The 20,320-nt window shown below is 56.6% G+C and carries 12 protein-coding genes and 3 pseudogenes; 7 read left to right on the plus strand and 8 right to left on the minus strand.

All coding sequences use genetic code 11. The features are described 5' to 3' along the window. Positions 1–13: 13 nt before the first annotated feature. The 6 genes and pseudogenes from AC1DF8_RS35560 to AC1DF8_RS35585 form a co-directional block, all read right to left on the minus strand. Positions 14–777, minus strand: a protein-coding gene (locus AC1DF8_RS35560; protein ID WP_478157450.1) for an IS5 family transposase whose coding sequence is annotated in 2 segments (ribosomal slippage) — positions 14–462 and positions 462–777 — 765 coding nt in all. Because the reading frame shifts where the segments join, the coding sequence is not laid out codon by codon here. A 63-nt stretch (positions 778–840) separates the two neighbouring features. Continuing rightward, the gene (locus AC1DF8_RS35565) at positions 841–2,286 is read right to left on the minus strand and encodes an NACHT domain-containing protein (protein WP_478157452.1); all 1,446 of its coding nucleotides are present in this window, start codon (positions 2,284–2,286) and stop codon (positions 841–843) included. Between the two features lie 602 nt (positions 2,287–2,888). Next, positions 2,889–3,236, minus strand: coding sequence for a hypothetical protein (locus tag AC1DF8_RS35570; RefSeq protein ID WP_478157465.1), 348 nt, complete (start codon positions 3,234–3,236; stop codon positions 2,889–2,891). Positions 3,237–3,591: 355 nt separating this feature from the next. Further along, positions 3,592–3,876, minus strand: a complete 285-nt coding sequence (locus AC1DF8_RS35575) for an EAL domain-containing protein (protein WP_478157467.1) — start codon at positions 3,874–3,876, stop codon at positions 3,592–3,594. Between the two features lie 46 nt (positions 3,877–3,922). After that, positions 3,923–4,381, minus strand: a pseudogene (locus AC1DF8_RS35580) (EAL domain-containing protein); the annotation flags it as partial. A 781-nt stretch (positions 4,382–5,162) separates the two neighbouring features. Further along, positions 5,163–5,312 (minus strand): annotated as a pseudogene (locus tag AC1DF8_RS35585) (transposase); the annotation flags it as partial. Between the two features lie 696 nt (positions 5,313–6,008). On the opposite strand from AC1DF8_RS35585, the gene AC1DF8_RS35590 reads away from it, so the two are divergent. The 5 genes and pseudogenes from AC1DF8_RS35590 to AC1DF8_RS35610 form a co-directional block, all read left to right on the plus strand. Then, positions 6,009–7,337, plus strand: a complete 1,329-nt coding sequence (locus tag AC1DF8_RS35590) for a DUF2254 domain-containing protein (protein ID WP_478157454.1) — start codon at positions 6,009–6,011, stop codon at positions 7,335–7,337. Between the two features lie 266 nt (positions 7,338–7,603). Then, complete coding sequence (locus AC1DF8_RS35595; RefSeq protein WP_478157469.1) at positions 7,604–7,816, plus strand: DUF982 domain-containing protein; 213 nt, start codon at positions 7,604–7,606, stop codon at positions 7,814–7,816. Positions 7,817–7,922: 106 nt separating this feature from the next. After that, on the plus strand, positions 7,923–8,120 hold the full coding sequence (locus tag AC1DF8_RS35600; protein ID WP_478157456.1) for a hypothetical protein: 198 nt from the start codon (positions 7,923–7,925) through the stop codon (positions 8,118–8,120). Positions 8,121–8,641: 521 nt separating this feature from the next. Further along, complete coding sequence (locus AC1DF8_RS35605; RefSeq protein WP_478157458.1) at positions 8,642–9,508, plus strand: hypothetical protein; 867 nt, start codon at positions 8,642–8,644, stop codon at positions 9,506–9,508. A 1,590-nt stretch (positions 9,509–11,098) separates the two neighbouring features. Continuing rightward, positions 11,099–11,989: pseudogene (locus AC1DF8_RS35610) on the plus strand (IS110 family RNA-guided transposase); the annotation flags it as partial. A 427-nt stretch (positions 11,990–12,416) separates the two neighbouring features. Here AC1DF8_RS35610 and AC1DF8_RS35615 read toward each other — a convergent pair. Then, positions 12,417–14,888 carry a S8 family peptidase gene (locus AC1DF8_RS35615; protein ID WP_164049235.1) on the minus strand — a complete coding sequence of 824 codons (2,472 nt, stop codon included), beginning with the start codon at positions 14,886–14,888 and terminating at the stop codon, positions 12,417–12,419. Next, positions 14,888–15,892 (minus strand): AAA family ATPase, encoded by a 1,005-nt coding sequence (locus AC1DF8_RS35620; RefSeq protein ID WP_478157460.1) that lies wholly within the window; start codon positions 15,890–15,892, stop codon positions 14,888–14,890. The genes AC1DF8_RS35615 and AC1DF8_RS35620 overlap by 1 nt, the downstream gene beginning before the upstream one ends. Before the next feature lie 564 nt (positions 15,893–16,456). Here AC1DF8_RS35620 and AC1DF8_RS35625 point away from each other — a divergent pair. Then, the gene (locus AC1DF8_RS35625; protein ID WP_478157462.1) at positions 16,457–19,594 is read left to right on the plus strand and encodes an SIR2 family protein; all 3,138 of its coding nucleotides are present in this window, start codon (positions 16,457–16,459) and stop codon (positions 19,592–19,594) included. Then, the gene (locus tag AC1DF8_RS35630; protein WP_478157463.1) at positions 19,480–20,175 is read left to right on the plus strand and encodes a hypothetical protein; all 696 of its coding nucleotides are present in this window, start codon (positions 19,480–19,482) and stop codon (positions 20,173–20,175) included. Before AC1DF8_RS35625 ends, AC1DF8_RS35630 begins: the two co-directional genes overlap by 115 nt. Positions 20,176–20,320: the final 145 nt, after the last annotated feature.

Raw genomic sequence — 20,320 nt, forward strand, 5'->3', positions numbered from 1 at the left:
CTAGGCCGTCGACTCATAAACTCTGACACCAGATCCTTGCCGCGACGATTTTGACAGCAGCGAGATAATTTTCTGGGCGCTTGTCATAGCGAGTAGCTATACCTCGAAACTGTTTGATCTTGTTGAAGAATCTCTCCACGAGGTTTCGTTGCCTGTAAACCCAGCGCGAGAATGAGAAGGAGCCCTTGCGGTTTGCCTTCGGCGGGATGTTGGCCCAAGCCTTGCGCGCGGCCGCCTTGGCTCGGATGGCGTTGCTGTCATAGCCCTTATCGGCAAGCAGGATGTCGCCTTGGCCGAGGCCGTCCGTCAGCGCATCGGCCTCGGTGCAATCGGCAATCTGGCCGCCGGTCAGACGGAGCGTGACTGGCCGACCTTCGGCATCGACGAGCGCGTGGATTTTGCTCGTAAGCCCGCCGCGGGAACGTCCCATGCCACCGTCGTCTCGATCCCCCTTTTTCCCGTGGCCGCGTGCTGGTGAACGCGAACACAGGTCGAGTCAATCATGACGATGTCGCCGTCATAAGCTTCTGAAACGGCTTCAAGAAGCCGATCCCAGACACCAGCCTTCCGCCAACGGACGAAGCGATTATAGCAGGTGGTTGGCGGACCATACCGTTCCGGGACCTCCGCCCACGGCGAGCCTGTTCGAAAGCGCCAGAGGATGCCGTTCAGGACCCGTCGGTCATCAACACGAGGAACGCCCCGAGGCTTGTTCGGCAGCAGTGGCGAGATGATTGACCACTCATGGTCCGTGAGTTCGTAGCGGCGGCGCGTCATCGTAGCTCCTATTCGGAAGCCTTGAATCACGCCGCGCGAAAAACGCCAAGACAATTTATGGGTTTACGGCCTAACATGTTGGGCGCTGGGCGGAGAAATCGTCTCACCTTCCTCGATAAGTGTCCTGTTCACAGCGCCTACGACGCGGCGCGCATCTCCCTGCTTTAAGGCTGCCCTTCCCGTTTCCTGCGCCTTCGTTGCTAGGGCCGCCAGATATCGGTCCTGAAGCCCTAGTAGCTCGCGGTGGAACAGCTCCGCGTTTGCTGGGCTGTGTTCGTGCACTCCGACCAAAGAGCTGAGAATCTCTTCCTTCGTGTCCGGGAGACGGCCAGTCGGAGACGCCTCCAGGATAGAGCGAAGGTAGAGCGGGACGGACACCAACTCGCGCAGGCCAGGAATCCGCCATGCATTGTCCAGGACCTTCAACCCGGTTTCACCGGCCGTGGCTCCTGCGATCTCGGCTTGTTGACCTTGGGAAAGGCCAAGAACATCAACTCTTATCCCAGCGAGTGGCACGTCCAAAGTGTCTCGCCGGCTGGTCATCACAAGGTTTAGCAATGGGTAATCGCGTTGGAGGCCCTCTAACTCCTTTATCAGGCGGCGTCGGACGAGAACTGGCACCTCATTCCAGCCATCGAGGAGCAAAGCCAGGTCGCCGTGATGCGACAGGAACTTCAGATGATTTGGACTGAGACCTTCATAGCCGTGGCGCCCCACGAGCCAACCGAACAAGTCGACACCTCCCTCAGCCCACTCGCTGAGCGGCACGAACATTGGAACAGGCCCAGAATCGGTCATCGCGCGCGCGGCTTGATAAAGAGTAGTCGTCTTGCCGGTTCCGGGGCCGGACAGCAGTATGATTTTCTGACCCGCCATCAGCGACGGACCGAAGCGGGACAGCTCAAGCGGTTCAACCTGGTTACCCACTTGAACTCTGAGTTCCAGCATGACGGGGTGGCGGGGCCAGCGAGGGCTCGCCATAAAGGCCTCGATTTGAACCAAGGCGCCTGCCTTCACTTTTTCCCGCAATGCGAGGAGATTTGTTTCCTCCGGTAAGCCGAGTAGCTGGGTTAGCTCGCGAAGCTCGCCTGCCAGATCATCGACGGGGCTATACACTCGCGCGTACCCCCGCCCGCTTGAAAGCTGTTGGAAGGCGCGCCTTTCGGCTTCACGCTTCCAATCTCGTAGCATTTCCGCCGTGAAAGTCTGCTTGTCGTGATCAATGATGTGCGCATCATTTGCGCAGAGCCAGATCCCGTTGTCGTATGCACTTCGCTCCAAGGGTGTTTGGTGTTCGTCATAACGAGGTCCGCCAGGTGATGCGGCTTTGATGTGCGCCGCAACCCCAACTGACAGTGCACCTGGCTGGCCCATCTTAGGGCCGATAGTCGGTCGCCGGCAGTCAGGGTTGGAGCAAAGATACCCGACGCGCTGCGCCAACATGGTTTTTGTCGCAGCCTTGAAGTCGTCTCTCTGCTGCTTCTTTTCCTCAGCAACAGAGATTTCCACTGGGGGACTTGCTTCACTGGAAGTCGGGAGCAGGCTGTCTGGGCTCATAAGATTTTTCTAATTGTTAGCTTCCTGCAAAGTTTTCCGAATGCAGATGCCGCAGGTTAAATAGAAATCGAAGCAACCTTCGTTCACCACAATCAGGATCGTAGGCAGTCAGCCACCCATAAATTTCAGAGGGCGCCCTTCCAAGCTTCATCATGGTCGCTGAAAGTAGTTTCAAAAGCAAGACCACACGTAAGACTTGTGCCTATCAGCCGGTATCTCAAATTAAATGCCACGTTTCAAATCAAGTGCCGGGCTATCTTGTTGGAATGTGGGACTGCAGTCTTACGATCAAATGCAAAGCAACACTTGGCTCCAGCAGACTTAAATCCAACACTGTGACAGCTGTATTCACCCGACGTTATGACCGGCATTTCCATCACGGCGGGTTATTGGTGCTCGAAGATTTCCAGGAAATAGCCAGACGCGCCGACCTATACGATGCGGAACACGCGAAAGACGGCGATGCCATTTACATAGGGTCCAACGATAGATGAGATAGACCCCTATTACCGTCCTAGCGCCCTGCCTTGGCCGCAAACCTGCGTGAATGCCAGTCATTTCGTATAGAATGTCATATTTCCGTTGCGTGCCCGCGAAACCCATTCGATATCGTTCGCGGTTAGCTTCTTGGTCTTGAGCTGGGCCGTAAGCCATTTGTTCGCGCGAATTGCATCGCGGATGGCTTTGACGTGCTCTTCGCTTCCCTGTGTCGGGTGTGAGCCGGTCTCGGAAAAATCGGCCGTACGATAGCTTACAATCGTAAAACGTCTCTCGTGATAGGTTCGCACCGCCTCAGGCAGATTCTCACTCCAGTTCATTCGTCGAAATTCGCGCCTACTTTGCTGGGCCTCTACGGGTGCAATCCCAGAAGCGGCAGTCATTAAGGCAAGTCCAATGATCATAGCCACTTTCATCGCAAAAACTCCAGAGGACGAAATGTTGTTCGCTTTCCAAAGATAGCGCATGCACCGGCGCCGGGCATTGCGTGCGATCAATGCTGTTCAGAATGGTCTTCCCGACTGCTCGTGCGCGCCAGAGCGCAATGACAAACGGTCGTTACTTAGTAAGATCGGTTTAGGCTCCGTCGGCATTTCCGCTGTGACATCCAAGCAGGAGAAGAAGCCGTGTGCCCGGTCAACAAATAGATTTTCCATACAGTCTTGGCATCGATGCTCGCTTAAGACGCCGTGAGATTGGGAGTAGTCGCCCTCGCGCGATTGTCATAGATATCGCGGTAGAAAAGGACTTCGTATCAAATCATTTGTCGGCCGGGATGATTTCGGGAGCCTTTCCAAATCGGGCAACCGAGGCATCACGAAATTCGATAAACTCCTTTGCGGTGAGCGGCTTGGAGAAAAGCCCGCCTTGCCCGAACGAAACGCCATATTTGCGAAGATAGGCGGCTTGCGCTTCGGTCTCGACACCTTTCGCCACGGAGAACAGCCCAAGCTCTTTTGCCATCGCGATTATGTGCATGGTTACCGAACTCGTCGCCGCGCCTCGTCCGATCGTCTCGATAAACTCTCGTCGACTTAAGCGCATCTACAGGCAAACCTTGAAGGTACTGAAGACTTGAATACCCGGTGCCAATGTCATCAATGGCGATCAAATGGCCAGCTCTTCGCGCTCTGTCCAAATTGGCGCGGGCGGCATCTACGTCGACGAAGCCTCTTTCGGTCGCCTCTAGCCAGATTTGCTCGTTGCGAATGCCCGTGTGCTGGAGCCTTTCGGCTATCATGTCCATGAAGTGGCCCGATTTGATGTCGGCCGCGGAGAGGTTGATGGCAATATTGAGCCCTCTGTCGCCGACCAGAACAGTGTTCAGTTCTCGGACGACCTCGTCGAGTACCTGATCCGTGATCGGCGCGATCAATCCCGTCTCCTCCGCCAGTGGAATGAAGAGATCAGGCCTGACGAGGCTGCCGTCTCGCCGCTTCCATCGCACCAGCGCTTCGGCACCCACACAGATGCCGGTCGCTAATTCGACGATGGGCTGATAGTGAACGATCGAATTGCCGCTTGTGGATTGCAAACTCAAGCTCGGCACGTGGCGACAGCCTGTCTCTGGAAAACACCACGACCATAACCACGATGAACGTGGCAATGAACAGGCCGACCGGGAGAAACAACGCCAACTCGCGACTGAGCTGACCGTAAACCATCCTTGTCTGCTCTGATGCCACCGCGACGCCGTCCCCCACTACCGACGCGAACATTCTCTCGCCGTCAATCCCGCTGTCACCATTGCTCAGATGCGCGCGCACAAACGAAACATCGGGATCATTAAGCCCGACAGAAGGTTGAGGATTGCGCAGCACGTGCAGATGCCGGCCACCGCACCAAATATGGCGGTTACCTCCATGATCAGCGCGCGACGGCGCGGATACGTCAGTTGCCGGTGACGGTTCTGCCTTGGCAGAGGGTTGTCGGTAACCTCGTTCAGCCTGTCTGACACCCATCCGAGACGAGTGACGTAAATGCCGACAAAACGCCGGTGCGTGCCAGGAGGAATAGGGGTCTAACGAGGTTTGAATACTTGGGCATAATCCACCATGATTTCGGGGGTATCCATTCACGCTCCTGAGACCCTGTCGATCGCGAAGCCATGACCACCGCCTTTGGTTGCCATTTACGATCTTATTACCCTTATGCACTTCACAGCTCGTCAGGATCGTGTCATCGCTGTTATTAAGAATGTACTAAACAACAAGCTGTCTCCAGAATGCGCATGATGGCTTGCAATTCACTGTATTTCTCGACGGGGAGCGGCAATGACAGGTGCAAACGCGGATACCATGCGCTCCCTTGAACCTTCTCCGGATCAGGTCAGGGTCGGAACCGTATTCCCTGACCCACTTGCGCAGGACATTCTCATGAACATCCAGATCGCGGGATGCCTGCGCAACGTTGCCCCCACGCTCTCGCACCAACTTCACTGCCTCAAGCTTGTACTCGCGGCTGAACTTCCTTCGTTGCATTCATGCGCTCCAGTTTCATTGGAAACACCTTAACTCGGTGTCCACGAAACCGGCAGCAGGCCAGTGGCAGCCTAATCGAGGTGGAAATCCACTTAGCGAAGCGCCATAAGCTGTTCAGAGAATCCGAGCCACCTCTGTCCGCCAGGTGGATTTCAAGAAGCCATACGAGCCCGATGGCTAGCTCCCACCCCCAATTGCCATTCTGTTTCAATGGCTTCCGCTGCAGTGGATGACTTGGCTGGACAAGCGCCTCCACCATCGCGTTCTGACAATGCAATCTTGGTTTCGAGCCACGAGATTAGTTGCCGCACTTCTTGCCGTGTGAGCAATACTGCAGTCACGTCCACTTCCGCCGGCAGCCCACTCTTGGTATCGACGACATTGAAAAGGCCGAAAGCTGCCGGGACGCAGACGTATCTAGGTTTTCTTTTCGATTGTAACATCGCTCGCCCCTGGGTTTTCCACCTTCGAATATGTGGCCCGCCACGTTTATTCGTGGAAGTTTTGCCGACCCGAGAGTCCGCTCGGAGCGGTTTTCCCTGAAGGCTATCAGCCCCGCGTGCAACGGGCATTGAGCGAGATCAAAATAAGAACTGCCTGTTCTTGATCGCTATCAATGCAAGACACTCGGGATTTTGATTGATTATGGGAGGGCAGGATCCCTCCGATCGGCGATTCCAGCAGAGAGTTCACCTGATGCGTTGGAACCAATGGTACAGCTTCAATAGCTACATCCGATCCTCGCTGTGGATCGTTCCGTTTATCGCTCTCGTGCTTTACGTCGGTGCAATCCGTTACGCTTACCTGTTCGATGCCTGGATCCTGTGGGCAGATGTTTGGCCTTGGGGCGTCGAGGGAACCCAACGCATGTTGGAGACGATCATCACAATGACGCTAACCTTTGTTGTATTTACCTTTGGTTCGCTACTTGTGGCAATTCAGGTCGCGGGAGGTCAGTTAACGCCCAGGATCATCGCAACGGCGCTTCTGAGCGATAATGCCATCCGGTTTACGGTCGGCCTTTTCATATTCACGCTGCTTTTTGCAACGGGGGCCCTCGCAAGGCTCGTCACCACCGTTCCACACGGCATATCCGGAATTGCCGGGATGCTGGGCTTTTGTTCGATTGCCGCGTTTCTTTACCTTATCGACTATGCCGCGCGCCTGCTGCGACCGGTCAGCATCATCCTGAAGGTAGGTGAAAAGGGCCATCGCGTCATCAAAGATGTCTACCGCCAGGGTGCTAAGCATGAAGATACGCATGGAGGCGTTTTCGTTCTGTCTGACGTGCCCGACCGCATCGTGTACCACAAGGCGAATCCGGCGATCGTGGTGGCCGTTAACTTGAACGCCCTCGTCGCGCTCGGCGAGAATAAGAACTGCGTTATCGAGCTTGTCCCAAGAGTGGGTGACTTCGTCGGGACTGACGAGGCGCTGTTTCGGCTGTTTGGCCCAAGACTGCCACGCGACCGGGCGCTGAAGGCCCTTGTGGCCTTCGGACCAGAGCGAACCCTCGAGCAGGATTCGACATTTGCTTTTCGAATCATTGTGGATATCGCCATCAAGGCTCTCTCAAAGGCGATCAACGATCCAACGACGGCAGTTCTCGCCATAGACCAGCTTCAGCGCCTTCTCTGCTTTGTCGGCAGAAGGCAGCTTCTCGGGGAGGAAATTCGCGGCAAGTCAGGAAAGTTGCGGCTCATCCGCAGGACACCGAACTGGGAGGACTTCGTAGAGCTGACCTTCAGCGAGATACGATTGTATGGCGCGGAAAACTTCCAGATCGCGCGGCGATTGCGCGCCGTGATCGAATACGCCCTGCAAGTATTGCCGGATGACCGTCATCGAGCGCTGCTTAACGAACTAGACCTGCTCGACCGGATGCTGGAGCAAATCTACGTCCTTCCGGAGGACCTGATACTTGCACGAACACCAGACACCCAAGGCTTGGGTGGCGCGGGCAGGAGGTCGAATCTTGCCACCGCCGGACTCGATCCGCCTTTGCGCCATACGTCGAGCCATTAGGAGCACTGCCCCCTATCGAAACTCGGCGGAGGTGCCAAGTTTGGATAGGGGGTGTTTTGGCAATGTCCACGCATGAATCGACAATGAAAAGTCGCCACGGCTGAAAACAAAGGTAACCGGTGTTCTGGCCCCACGTTGTCCTGTCCTTCCTGATCTGTGATCGCTTTTCCATGGACGAGCAACGGGAGTTTCTCCATGGTGAGAGCATTGGTGCAGGGATCGAATTTCAACGGTTACCGGCTATGAGTGTTTGATGGCGGGTACCGATCTATGTCAGGATCGGTAATGGCATGGCCGAGGCAATTCGAGGTCCCGAGGAGGCGTGGAGTTATCTCTTGAACAGGTGGCCCTCCGAGCGTGGAAAGCACTATGGGCTCGCAAAGCTTGCGTGCGCCGGAGCCATCGTAAATTTGGGTTCTGTCGAAACGGCGAGAGAGGCCTTTAGGGTCGCCGCTATCGAAGTGAATATCTTGGCTTAGAGGCATGAGCGCACCTCCCCGGTTGAGGGAGCACGGCGCATCGACTCCGATTGCACCGAAGCGTACAGTTCAGTGGATGCGCCAAGGGAGCGCGTAAGGGTGCGACATGGACGACGACCCAGACGCGCTGATCTCCATCTTGAAACGGCTGTCGAGACATTGCGTGTCCAGCGAGGCTGATGTTGCTCGGCTCGCGGAGCGCGTACTTCAGGCGTTGGTTGACGATCCCTCGCTTCTTGATGGCCCTGACATGGACCGGGCTTTACTCCTGCTTGTCGATAGGATCGCAAAAGAGGGCCAGTGAACGTCAACGTTTGTACTTGTGGAACGAGCGGCGGGATGTCGGACGTTAGTCCGATTGAATCCGGGGGCGAAATAGCTAGTTCGTCAAGAATGACACGGACTGAAACTCTCATTGTCGTTGGCCTATTGGTGCTCATCATTTGCACCACCTTGGCCGTGGGGGAATTGTGGAGCCTCTTGGCTCTGCGACACTAGAAAGTGTGAGATCGCCACCACATGATGATGGGGCGGTGGGGTCCCACCAGAATAATTTTCCCGTGCTTTAGCGGATATCATTACGCCACGGCGCTGCATGATGATCGGGTGCGCCTGGAGCCGTCGAAAAGCAGCAGGCGAAAGGTTCATTTACAGTAAATTACGCGCGTTTTAGTCGCGATAGGTTATTTTACCACCGTAACGAGTTTGGAGCTGCGGAACGCGGTGGTGTCACAGGCCTCAAAAGTTTCACCTTCAGTTGACGAAGTCCGTGATCAATTGGCGACACTTGTTCAACGGGGAAGCTTCCAAGTACCGGATCGGTTGGTGAGGTTTCTGGAGTACATTGTCAATGAGACTCTTGCTGGTCGAGAACAGCGTATCAAGGCATTCACGGTTGCAATGGACGTCTTCGGGCGTAGCAGCGATTTTGACGCGCAAACGGACCCGTGCGTGAGGACTGCCGCGATGCGCTTGAGAAGTGAGCTTGAACGCTATTATCTCACCGCCGGCAGGGCAGACCTGATTATGATCGACATACCCAGGGGCACATATGTTCCCCATTTTACAAAGCGATCGCCTGCGCGCGATCATGAAGGGCCGACCCGATCGGACACGAGCGCATCATATCCGCCGCCCCTTCTCGAACCAGCCAAGAGTTTGGTGGAACCGCTTTCGCGTCCTCGCTTCATGTGGGCCGCGGTTGCTCTTCTGATAATCTGTGCGCTCCTGCCTGGTTATGAGAGCAGCAAGGCGCGGCCACCGACCACCGGGCCAGAACCTGTAGTGTGGGTCGGTGACTTCGATACGATTGGAGACGTTGCTGCTCTGCTGCCCGTGGGCCTCACGGATGAAATCATCAGCGGATTGGTAAAATGCGACAAAGTCATTGTCAAAACCGGAATGGCATACAAAGTGCGGACGAATTCTCAATCGTTTTTCCTCGAAGGAACGATTCAAAATGAGGGCGATTTCCTCTCGGCCTCAGCGAGGCTGGTCCGAAGCGTTGATGGCGTCATCGTCTGGGCAATTAATGTTCAGACGGATTTGCAGTCGGCCCGGGTCATGCAAGCGCAAACTGCGGTGGCCGCTAGAATCACCGACGGCATTTTGAACCAGTCGGGCATCCTGTTGACCCGTGGCGCCCAAACCGATTGCCAGCCGCACGATCCGATTCCTCGCACAATCTACTGAGGCAGTCTCCCCGCAAAGCGTGGCTGGCGGTGCGCGATCAGCTGCTGTTCACGCTTCAAGGTGGCATTTCCGTGGGTCTACGCCCATAAATTCGCCATGTTCGAGCGGCACATTTACCTCTGTAAGCGCCGTTGATGTCTGGCCCGCAGGGACTCCCCGCCGTGCGAGCCTTTTTTGCACCATTACCCGGCGATGATGGGGCGATGGGGACCAGACTGCGTTTCCCCGTACTTTAGCGGATACCATTTGAAGATCTGACGTCGCATTGTGCGCGCACGTCGAGCATGGCTGGTTACCACGGCGTAGGCGCTGGGGATCTGCGCGGAAACAGGTCATCAGCGCCGCTTGTGATCGGATAGTCACCGTGATACCCACTTGCATATTAGCTATGTCGCATATACAGTGGTTAAGTCACGACCCCGACGACCCGTCAAGAGCTCGCTAATCAATGATTGGCGGGCTCTTGAATTATTGCGTCTGTGTATTCGCGCTTCGCTATAAATCCCGCAATGCAAGTCGGGCGTCAAGAACGCCTCGTGAACCAGATGATGTCACGCTTTTGTCACGAGACTCTCAACCGGCGATGTGCTTATTGCCACCGGCAGATGCGCGCTGGCCGAGCTGCAAAAGGACTTGTCTTTGTATTGAGTGGCGAGCTCTTGATGATGGGGCGGTGGGGTGGAAGACTACTTTTATCCGTACTTTCGCGGATATCATTTCGGGGCCAAGCGTCGCACTCTCTCGATGCGCCGAGCTGGCTCGTTACCACGGCGTAGGCTTTCCGCCTCGGCCAGCGTGAACTTGGAAATAGCGCTGGCCGAAAGCTTGATGGTGGGGCGATGTGGTCGCGAGATTTGACAATTGCTTGCGCCGCCACATCTACTTGTGCGGTGCGGAAAAGGCTCGTCTCTACCGGAGGGAAATTCGAACACTCACTCCGTCACGCCAACCGAAGAGGCGTGGGCACTGCCTCTATACGGCCCATGCCCGGATGATGATGGGGCGGTAGGGTCTGTTCCCGCTTTGAAGGGACTGTTAGCAAACTCTAAATTGTAGTTGCTGGTTGGTTCATCAAGCGTTCATGAGCCTTTTGGGTGATGATTATTCGGGAAATCCCTTTTTAAGCTGACGGGATTACGCCGTTTTGTTGCGTTGCATATTCTTGTATCTCCGCATCTCTTAGCTGTGCCGACCCCGCAAGTTACGACTCCTAGCAGACGGCTTCCAAACTCTCGCTAGCCCGAAAGGGGCGGGGCCGGCACCCGATGATGGGGCGGTGGGGTGGAAGACTACTTTTATCCGTACTTTCGCGGATATCATTTCGGGGCCAACCGTCGCACTCTCTCGATGCGCCGAGCATGGCTCGTTACCACGGCGTAGGCTTTCCGCCTCGGCCAGCGTGAACTTGGAAATAGCGCTGGCCGAAAGCTTGATGGTGGGGCGATGTGGTCGAGATTTGACAATTGCTTGCGCCGCCACATCTACTTGTGCGGTGCGGAAAAGGCTCGTCTCTACCGGAGGGAAGGTCGAACACTCACTCCGTCACGCCAACCGAAGCGGCGTGGGCACTGCCTCTATGCGGCCCATGGGCGAGTGTTGAGCAAAGAAGCTTGGATCGAGAGCCACATTGTAGAAGCCGCTTCAATCGCAATGCCGCGTCGACATCGCCGGGCGAAGACCGACCGTATCGACGGCGAAACGCTGATCCGCGCATTGATGGCATGGAAACGTGGCGAGCCTCGCGTGTGCTCAATGGTCAAACTTCTCTCACCCGAGGAAGACGACAATCGACGGCTTGGACGGGAGCGGAAAACTCTGATTGCGGAACGTGTCTTCCACGTCAATCGCATAAAGGGGTTGCTCTTCACTCAAGGAATTCGGGAATACCAACCGGTCGATCGAGATCGACGGCAACGTCTCGACGAGCTTCGGACTGGCGATGGTCGGCCGCTCTCAAAACACCTGAAGGCCGAAATCTGCAGAGAACTCGATCGCCTCGAATTGTTGCTCACACAAATCAAGACTGTTGAAGCCGAGCGAGATGCCTTGATCGTTCAGGAGACGCCGGAAACGCCGAAAGAAGCGACCGCGCTTTTAGGAATCAAAGGAATAGGTCCAGAGTTCGCTACCATACTTTACACTGAAGGCTTGTTCCGACACTTCGACAATCGGCGGCAAATCGCTTCCTATGCGGGCCTTGCACCCTCCCCTTGGCAAAGCGGTAACGTCAATCGCGAACAGGGCGTGTCCAAGGCAGGAAATCCGCGTTTGCGAGCCACCATGGTCGAGCTCGCCTGGCTATGGTTGCGGCACCAACCGAAGTCGGCACTAACTTGCTGGTTTAAGGAACGCATCGCTCAAAACAGCGGTCGTCTAAAAAAGCCGATGATTGTGGCGCTGGCCCGAAAACTACTGGTCGCACTGTGGAAGTATGTCAGTTCCGGCGTCGTGATTGAAGGCGCAGTCGTGAAGAACGCCTGAAGCGCTTGCGCCTGGGAAAAGCAGATCTAATCCTCAGGGAGTGATTAGCCCTGACGGATCCAGGTGAACGGACCGGGATTCCTTTTGGCTTCAACCGCCGGTCTTGAGATTGGTCCCGTTCTCCTGAGCCCGCGCCCGCGAAAGCGGGAAATTGGTGCCTGCCGCCAAGCGGCGACCGGATGTGAGGTTGTACAGGCCCGAGAACCGGGCCGGTAATCGCTATGGGCTCAGACCGCGGATCCGCTTACCTAGGAGAAATTCGATGCCACTCGAATGAACAATTGACAAAAAGCCTGATGTGAAAGGAATCGAACCGCCAATCTCGCTGTTCTCGCCAAAGCCAAACGGCCATCTTCTTCAAACAATTACATAAAGTTCTCGCGCTAAAAGCCGACGGTGGGTCGGGCGCCAATCACTCCAAAGGACCCTACACCTGTGCGACGATCTCTGTAGTCAGAGTTGTCTCGACCGCCGCATAGAGATCAATCGCGGCACCAGGAGCGCGAATGGTCACGATCAGCGAGTATCGCGCCTGCTCGTTGTATCGGTCCAGGTATGGTTTTTCTTTCCACCAACCACCAACTGGAAAGATACCGATGGCGTCACGCTCGGCAAGATCAGCGGCGGTTCCGCGCCAAAAATCCGAATGCAGCGATCCGGTGTCGCGGAATGTACCCAATAGCCAGCTTTCGCCGACATTGACCGGTGCACCTTCTTCCTCGTTTCGGGCAGCCTGGTTAATGCGGGCCCGGAACTCGTCGATGGATTCCGTGGCTGTTTTCATCTGGAAGCGCAATCCGTGCGAGGCGTACCTGTGACGCCTGGTCCAGCCACGCTCGCCGGGATTTGGCTCAACGAAATAGGACAGCGTGACCCGTACCTCTACAGGCTCAGCGCCCAAGGCCAGCAAGTCCTCCTTTGGCCATGGAAGCAGATGAAGCTTCATATCTCTCGTTTTGACCGATCCACTCCCTTCCCGCTGGAAGGGTCGAATATCGTCCTCGATCATCAACGTCAGGTCGTTACTGGCGGAAAGCAGCGCCCGGCCGAGGTCAGGCACGCCGTAACCGTAGCGGCGCAAAATCGCTTGCAATTGGGTTTTGTTGCCGTGGCAGGCCGTGATGCGGGTGGCCATCGCAGGTGTCCATTCAGCGGAATGGACCAATAAAGCACGGACAGTCTCAGGCCAGAGCCCCGGCCGGCTGACCATGATCTCCGCTGCGAGCTTGGCAGCTTGACCGGTTGCGGAACTGGTGTCGCCGATCGTAGAGAAGTAGCGATTTTCTGGACGGAAATGCGTCGTGAGGATGCGAAGATCATCGATCGGCTCGCCCGGATTCACGCCGTCATGCGCGAGGTTGCCGCCCTCCATGACAATATCCGGCTTGACCGGCCACTGGCGATCCCAGCTAACGGAGGTCCTACTCGCCGGAGACAGTTCTCCAGCTGGCGCGATCGGGGCGTAGCCGGCGAAAGCTACATCGACCACGTCAACCTTGTTGGTGAAAGCTCCGATAGTGATTGCGTTCCAAGCCTGCGCGGGATCGTCAAGCGGCTCTATGTCGTTGCGAACAAGGAGATCCGCCGGAGTTAGATCGATGCGTATGTTTCCGGCTGATATCAGGATCAACCGCTGCGCATCGGTTTCAAAGGAGAGCTGGTCGATCGATGAAGACCAGGACGAGGCTCGCCCACGCGAAGGGGTCGTGCTTGTAATGGCAGTCGCAATGACGCGGCTTCGGTGCGGCGCTTGGATTTCGGCCCGTGCGATCGCCTCGCCGGTAATCGCGCCGTAAAGATCAGGCTGGTTTTCTTCTGCGTCGCCAGGCGGCAGAATTCTAACACTCTCCAGACGATATCGCAGTTCGACGGGATCCTGAGCGGCCAGCGGATCGATCAGATCGTTATAGAGAGCGACCCCCGCCATGCGCGTGCCGTGCCCCTGCCACGCTGGCGTGTCGTCGGCGCCCCAGTCAGGATTGATTGTGTGCCAATCATCGACCGATAATACCGGCTCGATCAGGGGATGCGTGCGACGCACTCCACTGTCCAATAGACATATCGCAACGTCATCGGCGGCTTCCGAGACCTGAACACGATCAGCGAGATCGTCGGTCCAGGCTCGTTGTTCGGCACCCCCAAGACCAGTAAAAAACGCTGGTGTGTCTTTTGCTCGCCGTAACTCGGCAATGGTGTCGCTACGTGCGACCACACGATCCACAGTTGCCGTGCTCGCAAGCGCCAAAACAACCTCACGCTCCGGAAAGCGGATGGCGTGCTGGCGCATCTGTATCTCCAAGGCAGCAGCAATGGCTTCAAACTTTTCACGCCTACCTTCGCGCAGCCAGACTTCCCACCACACCGCCACGTCATCGTGCAGCGGAAATAGCCCTTCCTCATCAGTGAAGAGGGAGCGTGCCGATGCTAGTTGAGCTGTGTCGATCCTGGATATCAAAGGCTCATTTCGTGGGCGTCCTTTGTCTGTGTCCGTCGTTCGATACTGTTCGATCTTGTTCAAGAAGTAGTTTTTTGCGCGTTCCGGGACAAATACCGCGGCCTTAAGACCACCGGCATCGCCGTCTGCCTCGCGGACAGCGACCACCTCCATTTTTTGTTGTCTGTTCGCGAGCTGGTCGATTCCAGCCCGTTCTGAGGCAGGAAGATCAAACTCGAGATAGAATCCCCGTGTTTCGAATGCTGCCACTCCGGGCGCGGCGAGCTGCTGTTCTGCCGCGGCGACCGCAACCCCGATGGCTTGCGCCAACGCGTGAGCATGGACCTGCCTATTACGCTGAGGCAGCACCGGTGGATCAATTTTCCGGTTGGGGCGCCGGTATGGCTCTACCGCGCCGTTATCTTTGAGAAGGAAATGCGGGCGATTGCGTGGTCCGATTGCCATTATGGCCCGTTGACCGCATCCATGGCTTCGGCAGCGGAGCGGCGCTCGGCAAGCGCGTCGAGTATGCTTTCAGCTGTTACTGCGCCCGAGTTATCCAGAATGACGGACTTAGCGGCGTCGTCAGCCACGCGCGCAATATCCGCCGGTGAAAGTCCGTGCGCGGAGGCCGCAACTTCTGCCCATGATACGTCGGATGTCGCAAACCGATCGAGTCTGTTACGAAGGATCGCTTCGATAAGCGATACATCCGGAAGCGTGTATTCAATGACGTCGTCGAACCGACGGAAAAGCGCCCGATCCAACAGCTCAGGATGGTTGGTCGCTGCTACGATTAAGGAGTGGCTTTCATCCTGTTCCACAAACTGCAGGAAGGAATTGAGCACGCGTCGGATTTCTCCAACGTCCTGCCTGTCGCCCCTCTTGGCTCCGATCGCATCAAACTCGTCGAAAAGATATACGCCACGTGTTGCCGTGATGGCATCAAATACTAGGCGCAACTTTGACGCGGTCTCGCCCATGAATTTGGTGATCAGACCGTCCAGAAGGATGGTGAACAAGGGTAGGTGAAGTTCCCCCGCCAAGGCGCTTGCCGTCATCGTCTTGCCGGCGCCTGGCGGACCGACGAGCAAGATCTTACGGCGCGGCTGGAGTCCGTGGCTACGCAGGTTCGCCTGCTGACGTTGTTCGGCCAAAATCCGGTCGAGCCGTTGGCGAAGCGGGCGCGCAAGAACCATGTCTGTCAGGCGGGTGTCCGGATAACGGGCACTTAGCAGACCGGCGAGCTCGCCCTTCGGCTGCACAAGTGCGACCGCTCCACCGGGTCGGCGCATACTCGGCTCTCGCGTTTTTGCTGTATCAACGAGATCTTTCACCTCCTGTGCCAGCTTCCCGTGTCCTTGCCGCGCTTCATGCGCGGCCAACTGCAGAGCGGTCGACAGGAAACGCTCCTCATCGCCGGCGATGTGGCTTTTTAAAAGGGTCACGATGTGGCGAGACGTGGTCATATTGATTTGCCGTTTCGTTCTGCTTTTGGACTACCAGTTGCAGCGCAATTTGCAACGTAATTCCCAGCCTAGATAACAACCAATCCGTTACTATCCCGTTCCGGATAGACTGAGCGGTGGTCTAGCGGCCTATTCTCATCAGCATTTCGTCCATTCTCTGAAAGAGCAGATTTTCGGGTGGATCCCCGAGATCAGCTCCTTCGAGCATGGCGCATAGGTCAGAAAGCGTTATGACCATGATGAACTTTCCGTTCTCGCGGAGCTGAGTTTCGGTAAGTTTCGAGGCATTCTGATCTCGTAGTCCGCTTTATCCATGACGTTGACCGCCGCCGCTGGAACAAGATCGTCGGCATGGGTCGTGAGAGATGTGTTTATCGACACGATGGTCCCGGTGGGCTTTGACCAGACAATCTTAAACACCGTAGAGTAGGTGCAGAGCGCATAGTGGGAATCGTTACTGCACGGAACAAGTTCGCTATACCTTTTTGAGGCCGTGCAAGAAACCGAGCGTGCTGGTGCCGCCGTTGCATCCTGGCGTGGAAATATTGACGGGGAGCGACTTGCGTGAGGTTTCATGAACACGGACCAGATATTCCGGACGAACTCCTTGTCGCCCGTGATGAAGGCAACGTTCTGTTTTTCTGTGGTGCTGGCGTCTCTTTGGCTAATGCTAAGCTCGCCGATTTTCTAACGCTGGCCAAGAACGTTATTGATGACCTCGGCTCATTGACCGGCAGCCAGGCACGACGTCTCTACGATGCGGCAAGGCCCCCATCGGGTGCCAAGTCTTACGTACCCGTCGACCGAATGTTCAGTTCGCTCGACCTTGAGTTCGAGCCACGGGAGGTTCGGGATGCCGTGGCGCAAGCGCTTACGCCGAAGCCAGACGCCGATCTGCGTGCCCACCGCACGCTGATCGATCTTTCGAGAGGCGCTGACGGCCGCCCACGCCTGATTACGACCAATTTTGACCGTCTGTTCGAGGCGTGTGACCCCGCCTTGAAAAGCTGGGGTCCGTCCAAACTGCCCCTCCCGGATCGTCCTGTGGCCTTCGAAGGCATTATCCACGTCCATGGCCGGGTGGATGAAGACTATGCTGGTATATCCGAAGCTGTCGTTCTCTCCAGTGCCGATTTCGGTAAGGCATATCTATCTGACGGATGGGCGACCCATTATATCCGCAGTCTGATGAACCGGTTCAAGATCGTTTTCGTCGGCTATTCTGCCGATGATCCGCCGGTGCAGTATCTTCTCGAGGCACTCCGCGAGGAGCAGTCCCCAGTCGCCAATGTCTATGCCTTCCAGTTTGGCGGGGAAACGGATGCCCAAGAGCAATGGCTGCAAAAAGGGGTAGTCCCCATCGCCTTCGGCAGTCAATACAGCAATCTCTGGGATACATTGGAGGCCTGGGCAGACCGGGCGCGAGATGTGGATGCCTGGCGCCGAGAGACTATAGCTGGCGCGGCTGGCGGACCTGCCGAAGCTTCTCCAGTATTTCGCGGCAAGATCGCGCATCTGGCATCGACCGCGGCCGGAATGAAAACCCTCTTGACGGGTGAGCCAGCTCTTCCGGCGACTTGGCTCTACGTATTCGATCCGCATGTACGATATCTGAAATCTCTTCCGCTGAAGCGGTTCGATTCCGACGCCGGAACTTTCGATTGTTTCGGGAACCTTGGGCTGGACTGCGACGAGGCCCCAACGCCGATCGATCCCGACAATCCTCATCGGGATCGCGAAGTGCCGAAGTCCGCTTGGAACGCCTTCATGGCCCATCCGCCCGACTTGGATGGTATCGCAGCAGAAGAGGCGGGCAGCTTCTTCGGTCGCGCGGCTATGCCTCGCCGGCTGTGGTTGCTTGCGCGATTCCTGATTAACAGGATGAACGGAACCCCTGCACTATGGTGGGCCGCCGGACTCCGAGCGGTTCATCCCAACCTCGCGAGGGGACTGGAACAGCATCTTCGGTATCAGTTGAAGAACTGCAACGGCAAACTCCCTCAATATTGGCGGTATCTCCTTGCGCTGTGGAAAGAGCCAGAGCGGGAACCCGATCTAATGTTTTATCATATCCAGGATCGCGTCAAAAGCGAGGGATGGTCGACAAGACTGATCCGGGAAGCAGTTGCGTTGTCACGACCCGTGATCATTGTTAATCGCGCTTCCGGCATCGCGCCGCCGATGGCGGGCGATGCTGATCCCGCCGAATTCTTGACACTCGATGTCGAATATCCTGCTCCACATGAAGATTTCGATTTCCAGGCAGCCGACCTACCTTTCGTGACCTCACTATGGCGGGGGCTCCTCGTCGAAGCCGAGCAGATGGAAACGGAGATCGGCGCTTATATTTGCCTAGATACTACGCGGCCCAATGATGGTGAGAAGCTTGGCGGCGGTGCCTATGGACTCACAAGGCCGTTGATCCGCTTCACGCAACTGATGGAGGCTCTGGAGGCGTCGGACAAGAATGCCGCGCGTAAGGAAGTGCGGAGCTGGGATACGTATGACGGTTTAGTCTTTGAGCGGCTTAGCGTCTGGGCGGCCGGCCGCGCCGGATTGATGCCAATTGAGGACGCCGAGAGCGTTTTCACGACAATGAGCGACAGAACGTTCTGGGGTTTCGAACATGAGCGCGATCTGTTGTATTCCATCAGGGACCGATGGGCAGAGATGTCCGAAAGAAGCCGAGCCTTGATAGAGGCCCGAATTCTGCAAGCTCCGATCTCGCAATTTGACGGATATGAGCCGGATGAAGCGAAGGAGAGCACTGCACATGTGCGACTCAATGTACTGCAATGGCTCTCAGCCAATCGTATCGAATTCGGATTCGACATAAGCGCCGAAATGCGCCGACTTCGGGCGATCGCGCCGAGCTGGCGCGAGGAGGCGGCTGAATACACCGCTCAGCCGAGGATCGGTCCTGTCCGTTCGGTCAAGACGGACAACGACCCGTCCAGCATCCTGGATTTTCCTCCCAGTCGGCTTTTGCCCATAGAGGCGGGAGAACGGCGGGGGCGGGACTATACCGAACACGATCCGTTCGCCGGATATTCCGTCAAGAAGCCGGCAAGCGCTATTCTGGCTTTGCACAGTGCAATGCGCCGCAACGTCGAGACAGCTTGGCGCTACTGGCATACTTTCCTCAGAGCGACGAGCGAAACAGCAACCACTCAACGCCAAAACGCAATTGTCGTCGCTCTGATCCGAAAAGTGCCCCCCGACGATATTGCTCGGTTCTGGTACCCGTTGATCGAGTGGCTTTCGAGACGTGCAAACCGGTTCGAGGCACGCCGGCAGGGCGAGTTCGATGCGATCTGGGACAAGGTCATTGAGGCAGCCAACCTTCATCCGTCCGTTTACAAGCAGAAACCAGGGCGAGACTGGGCTTTCGAGGCTCTGAATGCTGTTGCCGGCAGGCTGGTAAACGCGCTCATGAACGTGACTTTGCCGGAAGGACAGACTGAGGTTCCGGCCACCTGGATTGCCCGCCTGACCAAGGCGCTCAAACTGCCCGGCGATCACGCACGGCACGCGCTTTATCACGTGGCGCGCAACACGAACTGTTTTACTTCCACCAGAAGGCATGGATGGAGGAATATGTCCTGCCGTTCGCCTCCGACAACGGGCCCAATGGCGATGTCTTCTGGGCCGGATTCTCGGGTATGCATTACATCCCTGATCCGGAGCTGCTTGTACAGTTGAAGCCTGCGATGCTCGCCAGGGTAGGTTCGGGCGGCAGGGCGGAACAGAACCTTGTCGGATATTTACTGAGCGGGTGGGGCAGCAAACGGCACGATCAGATCGTCTCGGACGCCGAACTTCGCGACATGTTGATCCTCGGCGATCATACGCTGCGGCAGGCAGTGCTGAATTTTGTCGGTGACTGGGCAGCCGACGCGCTGGAATGGCGAGACATGGTGCTGCCGTTCATCAACAGGATTTGGCCGAAACAACGCACGGTGCGGACGCCGGAAATGTCAGCTGCCCTGCTTCGATTCGCGTCTCGCTTCCCTGATCAGTTTGCAGCGATCCTCGCCGTGGTGAACCGCCGCCTTGTGACTGTCTCAGGCCCGCATAACCTGCACCTCAAATGTGAGGTAGCAGCTCTTGATGAAGAGGCGACTCACGCATTGATCGCCGCTCTAGAGAAACTGCTCCCGGACGAGCGGAGTGCATGGCCCTACAATTGTAAAGAGATCATCGACGCCTTGGCGGCCTCCGGGCGCGCGCCCGGCCCAAGCCTCGACGGCCTTGTTCGCAGGGCGGCAGAGCGCTGGGCCTAGTCACCTGGAACCAAAGTAAGCTTCATTTTGTTTGGCTCCTGTCACAAGAGCAGGAGTTTGATCGATGGTTGGCAGGCAGGCGGACCTCGTCGTTGTGAGCGACGCGGACAGAAATTTCCTCGAATCTCAGGTGCGCCGGCATAAA

The organism is Rhizobium sp. 05N49 (genome assembly GCF_056396805.1).